We start from the raw sequence: 19011 nt of genomic DNA, 5'->3' as shown, positions 1-19011 counted from the left end.
CCTACAACTCTGAGGCGCGTTTTGCGCCCGCCTTTCTCAGCATGTCGTGGTACTGCCGCAACGATGGCTCGTTGACCGTTCCACGCTTGAGCTCCAACTCCTTGTCGACGTAGTCCAGCAGGGTTCTTCCGTCTGCATCGTCTACTTGGTTGAGATCTACCTTCCACACTTGGGCCGACATCACAAGGAAGTCCTTGAACTGATAGCGGGCGGCCAACTTCAAGATGCTGCCCGGATTGACGTCGAACCCTGGGATGTTCTTGCAGATGAAGGCGCTAGGATGGGCCACCCAAAGATCGCGCACTTTTTGCGAGTACCGGTCCGCCTCATCGTGCTCGTAGTCGGCACACGCCGCCTTGTCCACGATGCGCTGGTATGCGTACACGTAAGGACTATCAGGATCCCGATCTTCCTGCAGCAGACTGACGGCAGTGCACAGGCTGGCCAAACCTTCATTGCTCGGGCACTGCCCACCCGTAATGGCCTCGTTGGGGCCAGCCGCAAGGCCAGCAAAAGGCCAAGCGAGCACCCCCATCAAGATCGCTTTTGGCGCGTAGCCCATACCCTTCCCCCTCGTCGTCCCGGAAGTATCCATCAGGGGCTCCGGATCATCCAATCAGGCCCCGAAAGGAGCATCATTAGCCCGGGGTGGCCCAGCAATTGCATGCCATAGGGCCAAAGTACTGATCAGTAAGGGGACAACAAGGATGCGTGCCAGATTCACTGCCTTTGCCGTGGGGCTCTCGATTGCGTTGGGCTCGTTGCCCGCCATTGCAGCCACGCTGAAGGAACCCGCCCCGATCTCGATAAATCCGCAACGGCACCCATTGCAGCTGCTGGGTGTTGCCCTCGAAGCCGTAAAGTCGTCCAAGAACGATTGGAAGGTTGATGGCTCGTACGGCATGACGGAAGTTCCGGGCGGCTACCGGATGCGGGTCACCAAGGAATGGAACAACCGACATGTCATCTATGCCTACCTGACGACCACGCCCCAGTCGGTGTCCATTACCTATGCTGACAGTAGGGAACTGGATTTCAAGCAGGGCTCAAACGGCGAACGCAAGATCCACGGCTCATACAACGACTTCACCAAGCTGCTGACCAACGAGATCGCCGCGTCGCTTTCGACCATGTGCAGCGACTACAGCTTCCTGCAGAACTCGAAAGACACGCCCTATGTGGCGATATCAGCAAGCCAGCCGCTTGCACGCATGCCACGCACAACCGAGCAGATTCCCGGCACGGGTTTCGTCATCCGCGAGTACACCGGCTTTCTGGCGAATGGACTGCCCTACAACTGCGGACCGGTGGTCGCCGTCTTCCGCGACGACAAGCTTACCGATGCCTATGGTGGAACTGCTGCTCTGGCCAAGTTGAACATCCAAGGCGAGCTAATCAGCCAAAGGCATGCATCCGGGCAAATCTCCTACGGCCAAGCTGCGGTCGAGTACAAAGAAGCCGAACTCGACTTCTCCCAGGCATTGGAAGCCCATCGCAAGAAGCAGCTGGTCACGTACTACCGCCTGTTGGCGTCCCGGCTCGCCAAGAAGGAAATTTCGGTCGAGGAATTCGACTACCTCGCTATCGAGAAGGAAGCCGATATCAGGGACCAGCAGGACGCCATCCAGCAGAAGCAGATGTTCGAACGGGGGCTAATTGCTGCCGAACAGGGCAAGGTAATGGCGATGCAGGATCAAGCTGCTGCCATGCAGGCACAAGCACGCGCGCAACAACAAGCCAACTTCCAGAACTTCCTGCGCAGCCTTAAGACGACTACTTGCCGAACGGTGGGTTATGGCAATACGGCGACTACGACTTGCAACTAAGCTGCCTTTGTTGACCAAAAAGCCCGGACTCGCCAGAGCTTTAACGTCGAACTGGAGATTGAAAGATGGCAATCTGCGCGTACTGCGGAAACGATAAGCCGGCCACAAGAGAACACATAATTCCAAGCTGGTACTACAAATATGACCCAAGCCCTAACGATGTTGGGTTTAATGAGAGAGCCAAAGGAAAGATAGTAAAGACAGAGCTAGCCATACGGGATGTATGCGAAGGCTGCAACAGCGGAGCGCTATCAGACTTGGACTCGTATGGTAGAGATCTTTTCTTCTCCAGCCTAGTAAATTACGTCTATGTAGATAGCAAGACTGAACTTTCATATGACTACAGTCTACTTGTTCGCTGGCTCTTGAAGATCTCTTACAACTCAGCCAGAGCCCATAACAGCGACACTGAAATTCTCGGCCAGTACAAGAATGTTGTGCTTGGCAACCAAGCAATACCAGAACACCTAATTCTCAGACTCCGGACCATCGCACCAACTACTGGCGGCGTGTACGACATCGCCCCAGCAAAAAAACAATCACCGATTGTTGATCACCCCGACTGGTTTAGGGTTGGCGTCTTTAGACCCAGAAGCTTCGACAGCATGTACTGGTCATTCCGCCAGATAACCATAAACTCCTATAGCTTTCTGCTCTTCGTCCCTGACATATCCGAATCGTCAGAAGCTATTGAAGACATTGTCAGCATTCGCAGAGCGATAGATCAGGAAGCCGATGAATCAATTCTCGTCGACCATAGTGGAAGTATGGCAGTCCCGGAACCTATCACCAGCTCCATCAATTACAACTTGACCCATCTCGGCAACTTTCCATTCACGTACGACCTTGTCGAAAGTGACACGATCAAGGCTGCGCTGGAAGAAAAAGATAGACTTATCAACTACTGGATAGACCGCTCGGACATTGAAGCCCAGACCATTGGAGACACTCTATCTTTTCTCAATGACCTGGTTTCATCCAGAGAAGTTTGTATGGGGCTGGCTGAGCGGCTCGAAATATCGATCCACGGCTACAACGATGATCCGAGAGAGCTCTATGAGATTCCGGAAGTGGTTTCGTTCCTGCAAGCGCTCGACAGGGAGTGGTCATATTGGATGCTTTTTCAGCACCCGGAATGTCGGTGGATTCAGATGTTGTTCGTGTGCCTGAGCAATCCAGTTAAAACTGAAGCTGGACGGGTCGAACTGGATCCAGAGTTGATGAGACATCACATGGATCGCTGGTTCACTTCTCTCAACGAACTTAGCCATCAGTTTGCTATCAGCCTCACTGTCAACAAGCGCGTGTCCCTGAAAGCAGCCGAAATACTTATGAAGGGTTCCGAGGACTCTTTGTGATCGTCGCCAACTAAAGCCACGCTTCAAGCCAACACCAGCAGGAAGACCAATGGTCCGCAATGCCTGAATCCGTACCGGTGCATCGCCTTAAATGAGTAGCTGACACGCCTCGGCACTAAACGCGTTTACTAAACCCTGAACGCACTTGACGCCTATCACATTCGGGCGGAGGATCAGCTTGGGCGCTTGAGGGTGTGAAGGCGCAAATGTTGCTGGGGAGCAACCATGCAGTCAACTATTCCACAGTGGCTTTCTATTGCCCTGCTAACACTCTTAGCCGGAGGGTTCTGTTACCTGCTTTATCAGGGCAACACACTAATCGACGAATTACTTCGACTGAAGCAACGCAAGGTCTTCATGGAAGATCTGACGCTAACCCTTATTCATAAGGGAAAAGCTCTGTCACTTCAGCAAATTCAACAAGTCGCCGAAACGCGTGGCGTTACGCAGCATGACATTCAGCGCTGCCTGAAGATCTTACTGAGGGAAGTTCTGGCGCAACGTAACCTTAGCCTTCAAGAGCACCAACCGCACATAGAGGGACTCATCAAGGAGATGAAGATTCGCGAGCCATTCGATGGACTTCCTAATGAGCTTCGCATTCATCTAGAACGACTACGCGACGACCTGCACCAAACCCCGGAGCGGCTGGAACCGCTGACGATCCAGATTCGTGAGCTTGTAGCCGTCAAAAGCAGGGAGTATCGCGTCCAGAAGTACTACTCAGTCGGCGGTTTCGCACTAGGCGTTCTTGGCCTAGCTTTCGCAGCTTACGCCTACTGGGTTCCAGTCGGACATGACAAGGGCGTCGATGTCGAAAGACCCGTGGCTTCCACGAAAGCTCTGCCACCGAGCAGTTCGCCCTAAATTCGGCGAGAACGACCGCCTAAGTTCAAACACCACACTGGGCCCACCCCAACCCTGCCGCGCACACCATCATACGAGAAGAGGTTCTCGGCCACATCATGCTCTACACCTTTCCCATCGTTATCGCTGTCGCGATGTTCTTTGCCACGAACTGGATAGGAAAACATTCGATAAGTTCTGGCTATTTCCAACTTGGCCAGTTCTCGCAGATATCCGGGTCATATGCATTCAGCGCGATGTACCGGATATTTGCGCCAATCGCTTTTCTATGCGTCATAGCCATCATCCTGTACTGGACGAATCACGATGCATTCGTCCAGACCCTACCGTACGCCCTGTATCTATACTTTGCGCTCAGGCTTGTCTTCAATTTTGCGACAGATCGAATCGAACTAGTGAATTTTCCAGAGTTCATCCTTACATCGGTCGCCTCCGTCATCACGTATCTTGCTCTGCACGAACTTGTAGTTACAAAGAAAGATCTATTCATACCTGACCCTCAAGATGTCGGCACGGCGTTGTGGCTATCTCTTGCCGCTTTCATCTATAAGACGATCAACAGCATTGAAACATCCGAAGTCAAAGCACGCAGAAGGAGAGTACTGTACGTAACGAAGCAAGCCAGCAAGTACACAGAACGCTACGCGAAACAGATACGCCAGTACGCCATAGACGATGATGAATACAATCTGGTCATGGCCGTCCTCATCTACGAGGGCTTCAACAGACCCGCGATTGTTCGTCGATTGGAGCCAATCCTGCTCCTCTTCAAGACTCGCGTGACAATGGGCCCTATGCAAGTGGCGACAACCACGCCAATTAGCGATGAGACCAGTGTTTCTATCGGCGCAGAAAGACTACTCTCGTCGTACCGTGAATTCCTAGGGAGTCACGAGCAGTCATCGAGCTGGCAAGCCATCAACTACGCATTGAGTGAGTACAACGGACATCAATATGCGGCGGAGGTCGAAGACATCTTGGCTCTCATTCCCAGGAAAGCGGATAACTGATGCCTTGTCGCATGCCTGTATGGAGTGCCCCTACCCCGCCCTCCACTTCGGCTCGCTCGGAGCAGCGTTTCCAGCACAGTTCTAGGACTTCCATGCCCGTAATGCGGATAACCCGCATTGGGGTCGTGTCGGGGAGCGGCGCATTGACCATGCGTCGCCCCTGTGGCTGGGTCCGACACTGATCCCCTTGCGGATCAAGCACTACCGTAGCGACCCAGCGCCCCTGCCCGTCTTGGGTGACATCCCTTAAGCCGGGACCGACTTATCTCCACAGCTGCGAGGGACGCTGCCTGGCTGGCTCCCCGGTCAACCGCTAGGCTGACAGCGCAGAAGCGTCCGAGACTCACCAGGCGTCATTGAGAGCGCCTGGTGCACAGCCTACTTCTTCGCCTTAGCCACCGTAGCAATGGGCTTCCCTTCGTAGCTGCAATAGTGGTCCCGAGCAGCATCTCCCAATGACACGACACCCGCCTTGTCGATCTCCAGCAGCCCGCAGTCGTAGAGCGCATGCAGATCCTTCCGTAGCAGAAGACCGTCGCTGGCTTTGTTGTGCCCCTTGCGCCAATCCCTGCCCTTGATATGAGCGGCATCAAGAGCGCGCGGAATGCTGCACCCGCTGACCGTACACATGCCATTGCTGGCAAGGAAGACACGCTTCCGGAAAGCCACTTGTTCCGGGCGAACAGCCTGCCTAGAAAACTTGCTCGCACGCTGCCCTAGCGAATTGTCTTCGGGCTCAAGGTCGGTCATCGACGTATCTGGGGTTCGACGCCAGTACTGGTAAAGCCTTTGACGCTCAGCATCGTCGTCAACCACGCCAAACTCTCTTTCAAGGCCGGCAGAACAACGTCTTGTGGCCGCATTGACCACCAGCGCCGTAAGGATCGGCTCGCCCCTTCGATGCGCTTCGTGCCCAAGTGCGCCCAATGCCGCGCGAAGATTGAACCGATCCAGGGAGAAACCAGCCATCAAAGCACCATAGGTCGTTGTGTCGGCTACACGTGCAACTTCGATCAGCCACTGCCGCATCGCTGGGAGCTTCGCGTGATATGGCGCTATGGCATTCGGTTCAAGCAATTTACGTAGCTTCGGCATGACCCGAGGACCCACGTTGGCTTGAGGAGCGAGCCCCTTCAGCCACGGCCGACCCATATCAGATAGCACAGCGGATATGTTCTGCATCCTCCGCTCGAACGCGCCGGCATCACGCCCGAACGTAGCCCCCAAGTCTCTATAGACCTTGCTCTTGTTGTACGAGACGCCCGATGCATCAAGCTCCTGCATCTTTCGATAGGCAACAACAGCTGCAGCAAGCTCGCGGTCGTTCCAGCCAGTTCCCGCTTCTGCCATTACGTACCCCTCCAAGTGGACTCCAGAACGATACCGGGGGAGTTCCTCGTCGTCACCTTCAGCCCCCTTGTCGCAGTTAATGTGACTAGGCCACGTACGATGACCGCATGGACGAAGAACCCATGGGCTGGACCTACTTGGAACGGTACGACCAGCATTGGTTGAAGATCGACGGCCGCGAGGTAGCCCTGATATCCAAGCGTGTACCGGGAGACTGGCTGGTCCATGTGAATCGACACAGGGAATGGAAACCCGGGATGCGCTGTACTGGCGTATCCCCTACCGTTGCACACGGCAAGCGGATGATCGAGCGATGGGCCCGGATGAACTTGGATCGATTGCGGGCCGAGATAGCCGCATTGCCTCGACGAGCTGGATTGCCCGCGCTGCCTGTAGGCGAACCCAGGGTTTGGGTTGCTGAGCCACCGGAACCGCCCAAGCATCCCGGCAAGCCAAAGCGACGCAAGCGTCGCAGGTAAACTTTAGGACGTGACAGACAACGCCGCTTGTGTAAGGCGAAACACGGCCTAGCACTTCATACAGGACCGAGTGTTTCGGGCAGAGCTTGACCGGCTTGGCTGCCACAGCAAATGCTGCCGCATAGTCAAGTTGCAACGTTGCAGCATGCTTCCCGCAAGCATGGGGTTCCTTTGGGCTTGGTATGGGTATCCGTCAGGCTCAAAACCCGCCCGAGAACTTTATATCTAGAACGCAATATCCGGCCCTCTACGCGCGACACGAGAAAACGCGGACGCATTCAGCTTGAAAAGCCGCATTGAGCTCCTAGAGCTATTGGGTGCGTTTTTGACGGCATCCCGGAAGTAGACATCAAACTCGGAGCCGGCTGTGTTCCCAATTGATGTGATCCCGGGATATGGTTTTATCAGTTGCGGGGGCAAGGCCCCCGCATGCACAGCCGAGAGGTGTCGAAGGGGCCGAAGGCCCCGATGACACCGAAGGCTGTGCGCCCCCATTGTTTTGGGATGAGGTTATCTTTCTCATCACCGGTACCGGTATAAATACTTCGCGCCGAAGGCGCGAACACGGACCGAAGGGACGAGGGCCGAAGGCCCGAGAACCGATGGTCCGTGCCACGCTTTACGGAGCCTCGCCGTATAAGATTTATATCTTCTGCGAAGCAGAGGATGTAGATCTTGCTTGGTTTACGCTTTTAAGGGGTGCGTGACAGCACCGTTGCGAAGGCCTTCTCGACGCTTGCGTTGGCGCTCGCGATCCAACTGGCGACGGCGCTCAAGCCTTGGGTCACTGGTGCCGGTCTTCTTGCGCAGCGCGTGAGCTACTTTGATCTTGTAAGCCTTGCACTCATTGGTGACAGGACACTTCCCGCAGATATCGGGAAGTTCGGGGTTTCGGTTCCCGAAACACTTGGGGCGATATTCAACAACATCATCAGTCGGCTCAATCGGCGCCTTCACCAACTTTAGTGCCTCGTCGACGAGATCACCATTGTCAGCAAACACGCTGTGTGCACTCCAGGTGCTAAGTAGCCCGCGTTGACCTAGATACTTTGCAAGCCGATCTTTCGGCGAAGGTGCCATCAACACGTCGATCCGCAGTAGCTTCATGGCCGCCGCCTGCACGGGGTCGTCCTGATCCCTAGGATGGAAGAACCGCCGATCCCACGATGGACCTAGAAGGCGTTCAGAGACCTGCTGATGGTTAGGTAAGCAGCGAAGTCGCGGTTCCATCAACTTGTCGGACAGAAGCTGATTGGGCCGCGGCAGATGCAGTTCCTGCTTGGTACCTACTTTGCGAGCCATCAGTGCATCTAGGAACAGGTCATACGGTATTCCACGCTCATCGGCAGCCTGCCGCGCCTTCCAGAGGCAATTCATATCGCCAATATCGTTTCCCCCGAGGTTCGGATACAGAGGCTTCGCCTTCCTTGCTTGGTGAGGGTCTGTAAGCGCCCATTGGCGACGATAGGCCGCAATGTACTCTTGACCAAAGCGATGCGTGCGCTCCAGTGGCGTCATGTATCCGTATTCGGGCCAAACGGTCTGCTGTACGGACGGCTCCTTCGCCAGTAGGTCCTTATTGATGTAGGTTCGTTGGAACATTGCGTCTGCCAGCTGCCGTTCGGGGGAATCCGGCATCCACAGGATTGCCGAAAGTTCACCTGCCCGCTTGACGGCCGCCTTTATTTCCTGCGCGGACTTCCTACGTGGGCGACCTTGCTTCTTTGGCTTCTTTGGCTTGGTTACTTTGGTTTTCATCGATGTTCAATCTTTCATAGGCCCGCGATCAACGACGGACTCCGGTTGGTCCAGAGGAATGGGCGGGAAGAGAAGGAACCGATAGGCGCCTATCGGTCGTTTTCAGTTCGTAGCGATCTGCGCAAATCAGCTACGGACCCAATACAACGGGGTTAGCTACGACCTGCCCATTCACGGGCAACGTGGGCGATCACGTCACGGTGCATCAGCTGGGACAGGCGGGGAGCTCGCCCCTTGGGCTTGCCAACGTAAGCTGCTGCAGTAGCCACATAGAGCTCATAAGGCAGTCCGAGCAAGTCAATCAACTGACGCAACTTCCACAGATCGATGACAGTGCGTGTCGGCGCAAACTTCGGGTCATACTTGCCCTTGTATTCAACCGGCAGGTACTTTTCCAATGCCTCGCCCAGCACCTCGGCAGCTTGGAAGGGCGTCAGCGACTTTGAGTCGGGATGCGCGTCATGCCGACACTCTTGATCTTTCAGTACCAGATCGGCAGGAATTAGCTCGCGGGCAATCGTTTCTTCTGCCAGCATCCCAACAGCTGGAGCGATGGCGCGAGCGTCCATCAGGCACTTGAGACGGGTGATATCAAATTGTGTAGTCACTGGAAATTCCTCGTGGTGTGTGACGACGACCCTGTGGTCGCCGGTCCGGCCGCGTGATTGCTGCCGGCGAGGAAATGGTGCGCGCCTGAAATATGGTGGAATAGTTGAATTCAAACTATCATGCGAGCCATGACAGTCCGCGCCGAACACAGTGACCTCGAAAGCCTGTTCCTGTTCTACAACCGGCTGCACCGGGACATGGAACGCAGGCTCAAACCACTTGATCTGACCCTGACTGGGTTGCAGGCGCTGATTGGCATATCACGGGCCAAGCATCCGATAGAGCGCACCCGTGCTCGCCTTGGCGAGCAGCTGGGGCTCACCAATGGTTCGATGTCGGTACTGATGGGTCGACTGGTTCGAATCGGCTACGTCGAGCCAGATCAGGACCAGTTGGACAGCAAGGCGGTTGCCATGCACCTGACCAAACTAGGCACACAAGCGATGTATCAGGGTTTGGTCGGTTGGGATGACATCGCTGATGTCTGGTTCGGGACCGTGTCCAGCAAGCGGCGCGCTGACCTGTTCAGCGCGCTGGGGGCATTGAACGATAAGTTCGATCAGCGCGCCCTAGATGCAAGGGCCGAGCAGTATCTGAAGTCGCTGCGCCTGCACAAGACGCGTAGCTTGGCGATCAAGTATCGAGGTCAACCGGCGAAGTAGCGGCCCTACTTGCCTCGTGCGGCACGTTCCGCATCTTCCGCAGCCTTCGCCAGCGCCCTGTAGGAATACTTTCGGTCGCCCTGCCCGGCATCGTTGGCCGGGTAGTCTGGATCGGAATCTATTGGCTGCAGTTCGGCTCCACAGTGCTTGCAGACGACAGCAGCCACTCGCACGGATTCGGCACACTTGGGACATGTGCGGGTCGCAGGGGTAGCACCACCAGCTGCGAAGATGATGCCCAGCCCCAGCACCGCAGCGATGGAGCCTCCGATCATCCACAGCTTCATCGTGTCTTTGTCGTCGCGCAGGGATAGACCGAGCACCTGCTTCTCCATCCTGTCATACGGGTTGTTGGCGAGGATCGCGCCGACACTGGCGTACGTTGAGCGACCGTCCAGCCGCATCCAGTTCATGCCGGCACCGGCAGCGATGACGAATCCGACCAGGAACAACACCAAGCCGAGCTTTCCGAAGTTCACGGCATGTCCCCTTAGAAGCCCGTAGGCGTGATCTGGTACAAGCCCTGCTGCGTGATGGACAGGCGCATCTTGGCTTGGGTGGCAGCTTCGACCGTGTGGGCTATCTCACGGCGATGGGCTGCTTCGTTGCTCCACGAGCACATGCCACTACCCGACGGACCGGCTCCGATGACGTGCTGACCTGGTGTCAGGTGGACGGTCAGCACTTCGGAAGTCCGGAAGTGGGCTGCGATGACCCCGTCCACGTACAGGGCGATGGGACAAGGAGCACCGAATGCGCCCTGATCGCGCACGACGACCAGCTGTCCGCTGGGACCTTCGATGGGCTGCCCGTAGGCGAACACACGATCAGCTGGGACCGGCTTGGCATCGGTCAGGGCGACAGGGCTGGTGGCACAGGCTGCAACCAGCACAGGTATCAAGCAGAACACGGCGAAACGCTTCATAGGCAGACCCCCTTGGTCGACGGATCAAGGGCTTAGCCGGTCGTCGCAGCATCCCCTTGCGACCGGTTGCACCCCCATGGAATGCTATATACCGATACGGTAATGGATGTTACCAGCGGAGTACATGGGTCATGCTTTCGAAGGTTCATACACCGTTACCTCCGCTTGTCCCACCCCGACACGATCACGGCGACATTCGCCAAGCGCTTGAAGGAAGCCCGTGCAATGCGGGGCCTTTCGCAGCGCGCGCTGGGGGCTCTGGTGGATAAAGATCAGGCCAAGAACAAGGGTGCGGTTCGGGTCAATCGATACGAACAGCAGGTCAACCGTGCTGACATGGAATCAGCTGCCGAAATGGCAAAGGCGCTTGATGTGCCCGTGGCGTACTTGTTCGCTGATGACGATCAGCTGGCCAAGCTGATTCTCGACTATTGGAAGCTGCCAGCCGAACGGCGTGCTGTGCTGGGCAAGACGGCCGCAGCGCTGAACTTGGGGAAGGACGAGGATCTTCCTGACACGTCGAGTTCGTGACGCGGTGACTACTGGTGCCCTAACAAGGCAGTATTGATTCGTCACTGGAATGGCGACAGCTCTACTTACCTGATCGCTGAGTGCGTCCAAACGCCAGCGGTCAGATTCACTTATTTACCTGGCCGCAGTCGCAATCCCCGAGCGTTAGCCGGGTCGTGGGCCCTCGTTGAATCGACCAATCGCCGACTCCTTGGCGTCCACCTTGTACCCGGGAGGGGTGGACCATGGTTACAAACGTTGAAGTGCCCTTGGGCCTAACTGGCTACCTGAGCAAAGCAGAGCCAATCGGCTTCTGCATGGATGGTGTAACGCACCTAATCCACACGCTCACAGGAGCAACCAGGCTCAAACCGCGAAACAAACAGGCCGACGAACAACTCAAAGCATACGAAGACGGCAAGACACCGGTCACTGTAATGGGGATCACCGGCTGGGGGCCGGAGTGCATGCATCTCTCGGTATATAGCGTCGAGCCGGCAACTACGTATGTAACACAAGCCGGACCCATAGACAGTTGGCCTCGGTAGACCTTGAAGATCACGACTCAGAGGGAGAACGAAATGAAAACTGGCATTTCCGTTCCAAGCGGGGTATCTGGCTATCTAGCAAGGCTGGGAGAGCTCAGCTTCTGCATGGATGGAGCAACCCATCTTATCCATACAACGACTGGCGCCACTCGGCTTAAGGCCCGCAACAAAATGGCGGGAGGGCTCCTAGACCGCTATGACGACGGAAAGACAATGGTCACCGTTATGGGCGTAACTATCTGGGCGGGTGAATGCATGCATCTATCGGTGTACAGCGTGGAAGAGACGAACACAGTGATGGAGCTCGCCGGGCCCATCGACCATCTACCTTGGTAAGGGAGAAAACTCTATGGCAGCACGATATGTTCTTAGTCGGTCAGGCACGCAGTTCCGATTCGTCTTGAAAGCGGGAAACAACGAGACCATCCTCACCAGCGAGTTGTATACAACAAAGGCCGGAGCCCAAGGGGGCATCCAGTCCGTTAAGAACAACTCGCCGTACGACGAACGGTACGAACGCAAGAACGCGTCAAACGGCAGCCCGATGTTCAACCTGAAAGCAGCCAATGGTGAGCGGATCGGCACCAGCGAGACATACTCGACTACGGCGGCTCGCGAAGGTGGCATCGCGTCCGTCAAGGTGAATGGACCGACAGCACCAGTAGACGATCAGACCTAGCTGCACGCTGGACACTGGCTGACGGACTCCACTGTCAGCCAGTCTCTACGCAGCAAGCTTCTCGACCGCTGCTGCTAGATGTTCCGGCCCCAAATGGGCATAACGCAGGGTCATCGTGATGTCCGAATGGCCTAATAGCTCACGGACCGTGTTCAAGTCCACGCCAGCCATGACCAACTTGCTGGCGAAATGATGCCGCAGGTCATGGAACCGGAACCCCGTGATCTTGGCTGCTGTCAGCAAAGCACCCCAGCCCTTCTTGACGTCCTGCGGTTCGAACACCTGCCCCAGCCCTTCGCATTGCTCGCGCCACCGGGTCACGACACGTAATGCCTCGGCGTTCAGGGGGATATGACGCTGCTTGCCGCTTTTGGCTTTGCGGGCTTGTACCGTGATGATCTTAGCCCCAAGGTCGATATCAGACCATTCCAACGAAAGCAGTTCACCCCGACGCATGCCGGTGTTCATCGCAAGTAGTACTACAGGCGTCAGATGGTCCGTGTACCCGTTCTGGGGCAGATCGGGCAGTACTGCTTGTCCGTAGCGCCTACGGTCGGCATTTGCGTTCGCCCTGCCCTGCACACCCCGCTTATCGCGCGCTGTAAGCGCAGCCCGTAGCCGGGACTCTTCATCAGGCGACAGGAATCGGACCACCTTGCGGCCCTGTACCGACTTCTGGCGCATCCCCAGCAACGGGTTGCGATCCAACAAGCGCCATTCCACTGCGTATGACATTGCAGCCCGTAGCGTCGAAAAGTCCCGATGGGCCGTGATGCGTTCAACGGCACGCTTGCCGTCTACGGGCGTCAGGCGATCGGACCACCAGCGATTGATCGTCGCTACGTCGATGTCGGACATGGAGCGGTCCAATAGATCAGCAAAGTGCGTCTTGATCCGCATGACGTACTTGCTACCCCGGCGTAGCTCAGTAGCAGCCCAAGGGGCGTAGTGGTCGTCAAGGAACTCGCGCAGGGTGCAGGCCCGTTGCTTGATAGTCGCCAGGGCTGGCAAACGCTGCTGAACGGCCTCAGCGACGGCCTGAGCCGCGTGCGCCCGAGCTTGCTCCAGCGTGAGGTGTTCAATCGAACCGAGCGTACGGCGCTTGCCATGCTGCCAGGTGACGACCCACGCTTTGTGCCCACTGGGCTGGACACGCAGGATCAATCCCCTAACGAGGATGTCCCGCATCTCGTAGGGTTTGGGCTGGGGCTGCGCTTGGGCGACTAGACGCTTTGTCAGGGTGATACGCATACTGGGCACCGATGTAGGGTCGATGCCCAGAGCGTAGGATGGCCCGGCTTACGGTGATTGGATACGGATGGTCCGCATCCAGAAGCGGCCAAAATCAGTCGTAGCTGGGCGCCCTTGACTCCCAATGAGGAGCTTCCAGAAGAACCGCAATGTTTGCATCCTCCTTACCCCATATAGGCCGTTCTTTACGCCAATAGAAAAAATGGGCGTCTACTCCACTTTTCAACCTCTTTACGCTTGGGTTTCCGGCCCTTGTGTAAACAACAACCAAATCTCCCTTATTAATTGTAACGTCCGGAAACCAAAAGGCGCTCTTTGGACCTGAAGTCGCATCCCCACTCAGATTCTTTTTAGAGCGCATCAAAACATAGTCACCAATATCCACTTCATCATTGGCTCGTATAAGAATGCGCTCATTCTTCAAGTCCCCCTCACCCGTGAAGGATTCAATCGACAGGCTCATTTCCGGGACCTCCTTTTAGAACTGACGCTTCCAAGCACCAGTGCTCCGCCCAGAATCACTGCGAGCGAAGCATACAATTCATTCCCCCAGAGCGCAGGAAGAAAACCAACAATTAACGATCCGAACGCAAGCATTACCGATTGCAACAGATCTGCTTCCAGAAGGTGATCCACCCTCGCCTCTTCCTTAGCATGCTTAACGCGCAGATCATTGAAACCAACGGCTGTTTCCTCCAGCACCCTTATTCTCGACTCTGCCTTGTTAAGCCGATCAAGAACTAGCTTCTGTACGCCAAGGTGCTTCAAGTCCGTAAGCTTCACCTCAAGGTCGAGTGAAGACAACGCATCCTTCTTCGGCTTCTCGGCCGCATCGACTGGCTGTGCGCCCACATCGTCAGGCGCCTGATCTTCCTGAGTCATGTCCTTCCACCCACAGATTTGATAAAACAAGCACACGTACGTCCACATGCAATGCGATGAGCCGTATCTCCCAACGGAAGAAAACGCGATTGCCTTTCAGTCCGCCAGCATGACGAGGAAACTACAGCTAATCTTGTTTGCGCCAGAGCGCGGCAGCAACGGATGACGTCCTCTCCTAGGACAAAGTGAAACGGGACAGAAGCGCCATCCCATCCATCGCCACATGACTATGGGACCATCGATCCATAGACGTACGCTGCAAGCTGGTGGGCTGCCTCAAGGTTTGAAGCATCATAGTAGCCTTCCATACACTCGAACTTCTTGACCTCTATCACCTCGTATCGACGTGCGTACAAAGCTAGCACGCCCTCGATCTCGCCTTTAGTTCGCGCTGCGCATACGATGATGCGGCAACTATTCGACTCAAGTTCCGACATGAAGTCGTCAAGGTCCTCGGCAACATCTCCCCGACTTACAATACCAACACGGTTTCCTTTGAAATCTATGATGGTGGAGAAGTCCAGCTTGTGACCGTACTTCTGAAACTTCACGGTCTTTGCCGTTGGCTCTGACAGAAGCAGCCGATTCAAATTATGCAAAGCCGTGGTCTTCCCGACATTACTTTTCCCCCGCAATGCAATTAGGCGCTTTCTCATACTGGTTGCCTCTAGACTTTTATCCTGGGAACTTCGGAAACTTCTCGTTGGGATGCTTTGCCTTCCATTCCTTGTAGGCTGCCGTCCCTTCCCAAGCCGTGAACGCGCGGGGCGGACGTCCGCGTCCGGTCCATGTCTCCCCAGAGTGCGGCAGCCAGTACTTGGGCGCGACCTCCTTGGTCACAGCAGCCTTCTTGGGTCGACTTGGGCTGCTCGCACCGATGGCCGCAATGATCTCGGCCTTTTGCTTGGCTGTGAACAATGCCCCGTATTGGGCCAACAAGCCCATGATCTCGGTATACGCGTCAGCTGACTGTTGCTGCCGTAACTGCACTTCCTGTTCTTCCAGCTTGCGGAGTTCCTCCTCCAATTTGGCCTTAGCCGTTGCGATGGAGTCGAGGGTTGGTTTGGTCATTCAGCTGATACCTTGTGCTATTGCGAACTTGAAAGGTGACTCTCGGGCAGATTCTATCGGATCGCAAGCGCCAGCCACCGGCGTCCTAAGCGATAAGGCCTTGTCGGGTCCCGCCTCGGACGATTACGCCATGAGGCGCCAGCCAATGCTCCGCGCTTCCCTACTCCACCGCCGGCGCCAAGTGGCAGGACAGTCCTCGCACTCGAACACTTCAAGCACCGCCCCACTGTCATCCCGACCCGCGACAGTTCGATTCATATGCATAGGCGGCCAGTTCCGGCCGGGGTCGGTCTCGATGCTGTTGCAGCGATCACAATGTCCGTTAGCCATCGGGTCGACGCCTCCCCACCACTCAACGACAGAAGCGTTCCGCCTCGACACTCCCAGATCTGTTGGCTCGATCAGCTCGCCAATCGCCTGCGAGCCAGAAGCGGACATCAAGCATCGTCTGAGTTAAGCGGCGCCACGGAGTGGAGTCTGTTTGGACGAATTGTTAGACCAGTATTGCGTTAAGGGGCTCAAGGAGCAGATTCTGGAAGTCTGGATGATGAGCCGTGGCTGGCGTTAGTACGGCACAAACCTTATCTGCCAATTCGTTCTTCGTGTACGAAATGCCGTTCTTGGAAATTATGTCGCCAGAAATCTGTAGTTCGCCGCCTATGCCGTAAACGGACTCGATGATAGATGGCGGGTAGTAGTACTCAATGCCGTTGAGGGGCCACTTAACGACGTTGGCGCGCTCAATCCCCATTTGCTGTAATTGCTCGGGGAGTCCAGCCCCATGAACTGCATCAAGAACCACGAAGACGCGATCCTTGTACGGGCTCTTCTGCAGGTCTCCGAAAATTCCCTTCGCGATGTTAAGGACTTCCTTAATTCGCGAATCGGAGTTGGCCTGGATGACGCTGATCTGTGCAGTAGGAAACCTTAGGGCCGCAGTTCTCTCAATGAACTTGTGGTCAGTTTTTCCCTCGACGAGGACGATTGCCGAAGGCAAATACAGAGTCTCGAATCGGTTGCCGAGCAAAAAGAAGTGAATTTTGTTTAGTTCTGCCTGTGTCGCGACTCGATCAACGTCAATGATGTCGCCAACCTTCGAAACCATGTAGTTATTGCTCACGTTTCGACGGTCTAGGAAGACAGTAGAATGGGTGGCAAAGACAATCGTGCGGATGTGCGAGAAGAAGCGTTCACGGTGCTGGCGATCAAACAGGAAGTCGGCAAGCACGCCCTGTGCTTCTGGGCTAATGCCAAGTTCCGGTTCGTCAATGAGAAACGTGTCGTATTCCGTGTCAAGAAGACTCGTGAGTAGAGTAGCGATAAGTCGAAAGCCAGAGCTTGTGTACGAAAGATTGTGGCCGTTGCATGAGATGTACTGCTGGGACATCGAGTTGCCAGCGACGGTATGCAAGATCTCTAGCTTTGCCCCCAGCAAGAGGTCGACAATCTCTATTAGTTTGGCGCGTTGGACATCGGACAGCTCGGCAACTGCTTGCTGAAGGTTGATCGGCGAGTTGTCCATGTTCTGCTGTTGCTGCGTGAACATGTTCAAGAACTGGCTGTATCGCTCGTTCAACCGATTCCGGTTCGGCGCGTAGCTTCCGAGTACATTGAAATTCTGGTAGCGGGCCGGCCCTATGTACGACGCCTTGACTCCCCACTGCTGAGCCAGATTCTTGAGAAAGAACGATTTGCCGCAATTGTTGCGACCAACGAGCACCGAGTACTCCGACTCGCGAATTGCCTGAATGCTCGCCTGAGCGGCGTCAGAAAACTGGGTGTTCGGCTTCTGATCGTACGAGTACACACAATCTCCAATGTAGTGGTCCGACACCCGGATTAAGCCGAGCCCCTAAACGGGCTCGGCTTGAACTAATAGTTAGACCTACAACGAGTAGTCGAAGTATCCACTGCTGCCATAGTCGTAGAGTGATGTGGATGTGCCGTTGACTGTTCCGCTAAAGTGACACGACGATCCATAGTCATATCCCTCGTAGTTGTTGCCGCTGATCTGAAGATCGATATGGTGTGAGTGGCCATAGTCGTACAAGCTAAATCGGCCGCCGGACCCATTGCCGCCGAAATGCGCGCCGCGGCTGTAGTCGTATACGTCAACGTTTGTTGCTGTAATCGGCCCATCAATGCTGACGTACCCGGAGACAGAGTAGTCGTAGACAGCCGACGCGTCGCGGCCCGAGATCAGTCGCATTGCGACGTATGCGGCACAAGCTCTTACATCTGATCTCATGATCTCTCCTTGTAGGGCCACTACCTAATAGCCAGATCCCTGCGTCCGGTTGTGCGAGTTACCCTTAGCGCACCGTGTGATGGGCTATCCCCTTGATGCAGATCGATCTTAGGGCCGCTCGGTCCGACTAACAAGCCGATGTATAACCGGACCCCGCAGGGTGCAGAGCGTGCGCCCCCGACGGATGTCCGCTTTGGGGCCGGAAGCAGTCAAGTGGCCGAAGCCGGAACTAAGCCAACTTACGCCCCAAACGTCGATTCTGCGCTTGGACGCATATCATCCGTATTGACTGGAAACACCTGAAAAAACAAAGGCCCGCATTTGCGGGCCTTGTGCAATCTAGCAATTTTCGCCGATTCGGGTGTATTCCCGGAAGTGTTACGAATGCGCCGCTCTACCAACTGAGCTATTCCGGCGGAGCCGCGAATTTTAGGGGTTGGGGTGGGGGCGGGTCAATGCGGGGGTGTTGCGGATGGGGCGATAAGCCGTTGGGAAGCCCGGGGGTGGGAAAGCTGGGGTTTGGAGGGGACACCCCCACCCGCCTAAGAGTCGCCTTAGCAAGAACTCACAAACAAGCTTCACCCTCATCGTTGTCAATTCTCGCCGCACGACAAGTCGGGGTGAACGACGCAACCCCCGACATCGCATTTCTTCCGACGCCCCAACGTTGGAGTTCGCAGGCTCACTCCAACCCATGGTCCTAGATGGTTGGCGCGCAAAGTACATGAACACTATCCGCCGTGCGTTCGGACTTCACTATCACCGCGGTATTCATCAGTTCTCGGCATACGCCAAGCGGGACGAAAACGGAATATGCAGAGGCTCCATCGAATCCGAGCGAATATGAGTTGTTATAGCTATCCGTCGTTGCCCTGAGCAGCAAGTACCGCTGCGACGGGTCCACATCCGATCCGCTGCGCGGAAGCAACTTCACCAGCTCACGCCCCGTCAACGACAGCGACTGCCTGGACGTCAATA

The 19011-nt window shown here is 55.7% G+C and carries 20 protein-coding genes; 7 read left to right on the top strand and 13 right to left on the bottom strand.

From position 1 onward, the window contains the following. Position 1: 1 nt before the first annotated feature. Positions 2-595, bottom strand: a complete 594-nt coding sequence (locus IB225_RS12750; RefSeq protein WP_192311592.1) for a hypothetical protein — start codon at positions 593-595, stop codon at positions 2-4. Between the two features lie 112 nt (positions 596-707). On the opposite strand from IB225_RS12750, the gene IB225_RS12745 reads away from it, so the two are divergent. The 4 genes from IB225_RS12745 to IB225_RS12730 all read left to right on the top strand — a co-directional run bounded on the left by IB225_RS12745 (position 708) and on the right by IB225_RS12730 (position 5061). Continuing rightward, on the top strand, positions 708-1826 hold the full coding sequence (locus IB225_RS12745) for a hypothetical protein (RefSeq protein WP_192311591.1): 1119 nt from the start codon (positions 708-710) through the stop codon (positions 1824-1826). Positions 1827-1891: 65 nt separating this feature from the next. Further along, entirely contained in the window at positions 1892-3184 is a 1293-nt protein-coding gene (locus tag IB225_RS12740; protein WP_192311590.1) for a hypothetical protein, read from the top strand. 225 nt (positions 3185-3409) lie between these two features. Continuing rightward, on the top strand, positions 3410-4051 hold the full coding sequence (locus IB225_RS12735; RefSeq protein ID WP_192311589.1) for a hypothetical protein: 642 nt from the start codon (positions 3410-3412) through the stop codon (positions 4049-4051). A gap of 98 nt (positions 4052-4149) precedes the next feature. Further along, complete coding sequence (locus tag IB225_RS12730) at positions 4150-5061, top strand: hypothetical protein (RefSeq protein ID WP_192311588.1); 912 nt, start codon at positions 4150-4152, stop codon at positions 5059-5061. 378 nt (positions 5062-5439) lie between these two features. Here the strand turns inward: IB225_RS12730 and IB225_RS12725 are convergent, their stop codons facing one another. The 3 genes from IB225_RS12725 to IB225_RS12715 form a co-directional block, all read right to left on the bottom strand. Further along, entirely contained in the window at positions 5440-6411 is a 972-nt protein-coding gene (locus IB225_RS12725; RefSeq protein ID WP_192311587.1) for an HNH endonuclease signature motif containing protein, read from the bottom strand. A gap of 1163 nt (positions 6412-7574) precedes the next feature. After that, positions 7575-8648, bottom strand: a complete 1074-nt coding sequence (locus tag IB225_RS12720) for a hypothetical protein (RefSeq protein WP_192311586.1) — start codon at positions 8646-8648, stop codon at positions 7575-7577. A 152-nt stretch (positions 8649-8800) separates the two neighbouring features. Beyond that, complete coding sequence (locus tag IB225_RS12715; RefSeq protein ID WP_192311585.1) at positions 8801-9256, bottom strand: hypothetical protein; 456 nt, start codon at positions 9254-9256, stop codon at positions 8801-8803. Between the two features lie 129 nt (positions 9257-9385). Between IB225_RS12715 and IB225_RS12710 the strand changes: the two genes are divergently transcribed. Beyond that, positions 9386-9919 (top strand): MarR family winged helix-turn-helix transcriptional regulator, encoded by a 534-nt coding sequence (locus IB225_RS12710; RefSeq protein WP_192311584.1) that lies wholly within the window; start codon positions 9386-9388, stop codon positions 9917-9919. A gap of 5 nt (positions 9920-9924) precedes the next feature. On the opposite strand, the gene IB225_RS12705 is transcribed toward IB225_RS12710, so the two are convergent. Further along, the gene (locus tag IB225_RS12705; RefSeq protein WP_192311583.1) at positions 9925-10398 is read right to left on the bottom strand and encodes a hypothetical protein; all 474 of its coding nucleotides are present in this window, start codon (positions 10396-10398) and stop codon (positions 9925-9927) included. 11 nt (positions 10399-10409) lie between these two features. Next, the gene (locus IB225_RS12700; RefSeq protein ID WP_192311582.1) at positions 10410-10844 is read right to left on the bottom strand and encodes a hypothetical protein; all 435 of its coding nucleotides are present in this window, start codon (positions 10842-10844) and stop codon (positions 10410-10412) included. 165 nt (positions 10845-11009) lie between these two features. Here IB225_RS12700 and IB225_RS12695 point away from each other — a divergent pair, with 165 nt between their 5' ends. Both IB225_RS12695 and IB225_RS12690 read left to right on the top strand, forming a co-directional pair. Further along, positions 11010-11375 (top strand): helix-turn-helix transcriptional regulator, encoded by a 366-nt coding sequence (locus tag IB225_RS12695; RefSeq protein ID WP_225583730.1) that lies wholly within the window; start codon positions 11010-11012, stop codon positions 11373-11375. 876 nt (positions 11376-12251) lie between these two features. Then, complete coding sequence (locus tag IB225_RS12690) at positions 12252-12581, top strand: YegP family protein (protein ID WP_192311581.1); 330 nt, start codon at positions 12252-12254, stop codon at positions 12579-12581. 45 nt (positions 12582-12626) lie between these two features. On the opposite strand, the gene IB225_RS12685 is transcribed toward IB225_RS12690, so the two are convergent. The 7 genes from IB225_RS12685 to IB225_RS12655 all read right to left on the bottom strand — a co-directional run bounded on the left by IB225_RS12685 (position 12627) and on the right by IB225_RS12655 (position 17994). Beyond that, positions 12627-13832, bottom strand: coding sequence for a site-specific integrase (locus tag IB225_RS12685; protein WP_192311580.1), 1206 nt, complete (start codon positions 13830-13832; stop codon positions 12627-12629). 94 nt (positions 13833-13926) lie between these two features. Further along, the gene (locus IB225_RS12680; protein ID WP_192311579.1) at positions 13927-14295 is read right to left on the bottom strand and encodes a hypothetical protein; all 369 of its coding nucleotides are present in this window, start codon (positions 14293-14295) and stop codon (positions 13927-13929) included. Then, positions 14292-14714: a hypothetical protein gene (locus IB225_RS12675; RefSeq protein ID WP_192311578.1), complete on the bottom strand. Its 423-nt coding sequence runs from the start codon at positions 14712-14714 to the stop codon at positions 14292-14294. Before IB225_RS12675 ends, IB225_RS12680 begins: the two co-directional genes overlap by 4 nt. 227 nt (positions 14715-14941) lie before the next feature. After that, positions 14942-15265: a hypothetical protein gene (locus tag IB225_RS12670; protein ID WP_192311577.1), complete on the bottom strand. Its 324-nt coding sequence runs from the start codon at positions 15263-15265 to the stop codon at positions 14942-14944. A 124-nt stretch (positions 15266-15389) separates the two neighbouring features. Further along, positions 15390-15785: an H-NS family nucleoid-associated regulatory protein gene (locus IB225_RS12665; RefSeq protein WP_192311576.1), complete on the bottom strand. Its 396-nt coding sequence runs from the start codon at positions 15783-15785 to the stop codon at positions 15390-15392. Positions 15786-16278: 493 nt separating this feature from the next. Further along, a complete protein-coding gene (locus tag IB225_RS12660) occupies positions 16279-17592 on the bottom strand; it encodes an AAA family ATPase (protein ID WP_192311575.1) in 1314 nt (437 codons plus the stop codon). Positions 17593-17670: 78 nt separating this feature from the next. Further along, on the bottom strand, positions 17671-17994 hold the full coding sequence (locus IB225_RS12655; RefSeq protein WP_225583728.1) for a hypothetical protein: 324 nt from the start codon (positions 17992-17994) through the stop codon (positions 17671-17673). Between the last annotated feature and the right edge of the window lie 1017 nt (positions 17995-19011).

The sequence above is a fragment of the Pseudoxanthomonas sp. PXM02 genome (assembly GCF_014851805.1).
GTDB lineage: Bacteria > Pseudomonadota > Gammaproteobacteria > Xanthomonadales > Xanthomonadaceae > Pseudoxanthomonas_A.
This window is presented reverse-complemented; position numbering and strand designations above follow the sequence as displayed.

Coding starts and splice junctions, on each gene's coding strand:
- IB225_RS12675 (WP_192311578.1), bottom strand. CDS start 14,714: ATGACTCAGGAAGATCAGGCGCCTGACGATGTGGGCGCACAGCCAGTC.
- IB225_RS12745 (WP_192311591.1), top strand. CDS start 708: ATGCGTGCCAGATTCACTGCCTTTGCCGTGGGGCTCTCGATTGCGTTG.
- IB225_RS12710 (WP_192311584.1), top strand. CDS start 9,386: ATGACAGTCCGCGCCGAACACAGTGACCTCGAAAGCCTGTTCCTGTTC.
- IB225_RS12750 (WP_192311592.1), bottom strand. CDS start 595: ATGGATACTTCCGGGACGACGAGGGGGAAGGGTATGGGCTACGCGCCA.
- IB225_RS12655 (WP_225583728.1), bottom strand. CDS start 17,994: ATGCGACTGATCTCGGGCCGCGACGCGTCGGCTGTCTACGACTACTCT.
- IB225_RS12700 (WP_192311582.1), bottom strand. CDS start 10,844: ATGAAGCGTTTCGCCGTGTTCTGCTTGATACCTGTGCTGGTTGCAGCC.
- IB225_RS12735 (WP_192311589.1), top strand. CDS start 3,410: ATGCAGTCAACTATTCCACAGTGGCTTTCTATTGCCCTGCTAACACTC.
- IB225_RS12730 (WP_192311588.1), top strand. CDS start 4,150: ATGCTCTACACCTTTCCCATCGTTATCGCTGTCGCGATGTTCTTTGCC.
- IB225_RS12690 (WP_192311581.1), top strand. CDS start 12,252: ATGGCAGCACGATATGTTCTTAGTCGGTCAGGCACGCAGTTCCGATTC.
- IB225_RS12740 (WP_192311590.1), top strand. CDS start 1,892: ATGGCAATCTGCGCGTACTGCGGAAACGATAAGCCGGCCACAAGAGAA.
- IB225_RS12720 (WP_192311586.1), bottom strand. CDS start 8,648: ATGAAAACCAAAGTAACCAAGCCAAAGAAGCCAAAGAAGCAAGGTCGC.
- IB225_RS12725 (WP_192311587.1), bottom strand. CDS start 6,411: ATGGCAGAAGCGGGAACTGGCTGGAACGACCGCGAGCTTGCTGCAGCT.
- IB225_RS12665 (WP_192311576.1), bottom strand. CDS start 15,785: ATGACCAAACCAACCCTCGACTCCATCGCAACGGCTAAGGCCAAATTG.
- IB225_RS12685 (WP_192311580.1), bottom strand. CDS start 13,832: ATGCGTATCACCCTGACAAAGCGTCTAGTCGCCCAAGCGCAGCCCCAG.
- IB225_RS12680 (WP_192311579.1), bottom strand. CDS start 14,295: ATGAGCCTGTCGATTGAATCCTTCACGGGTGAGGGGGACTTGAAGAAT.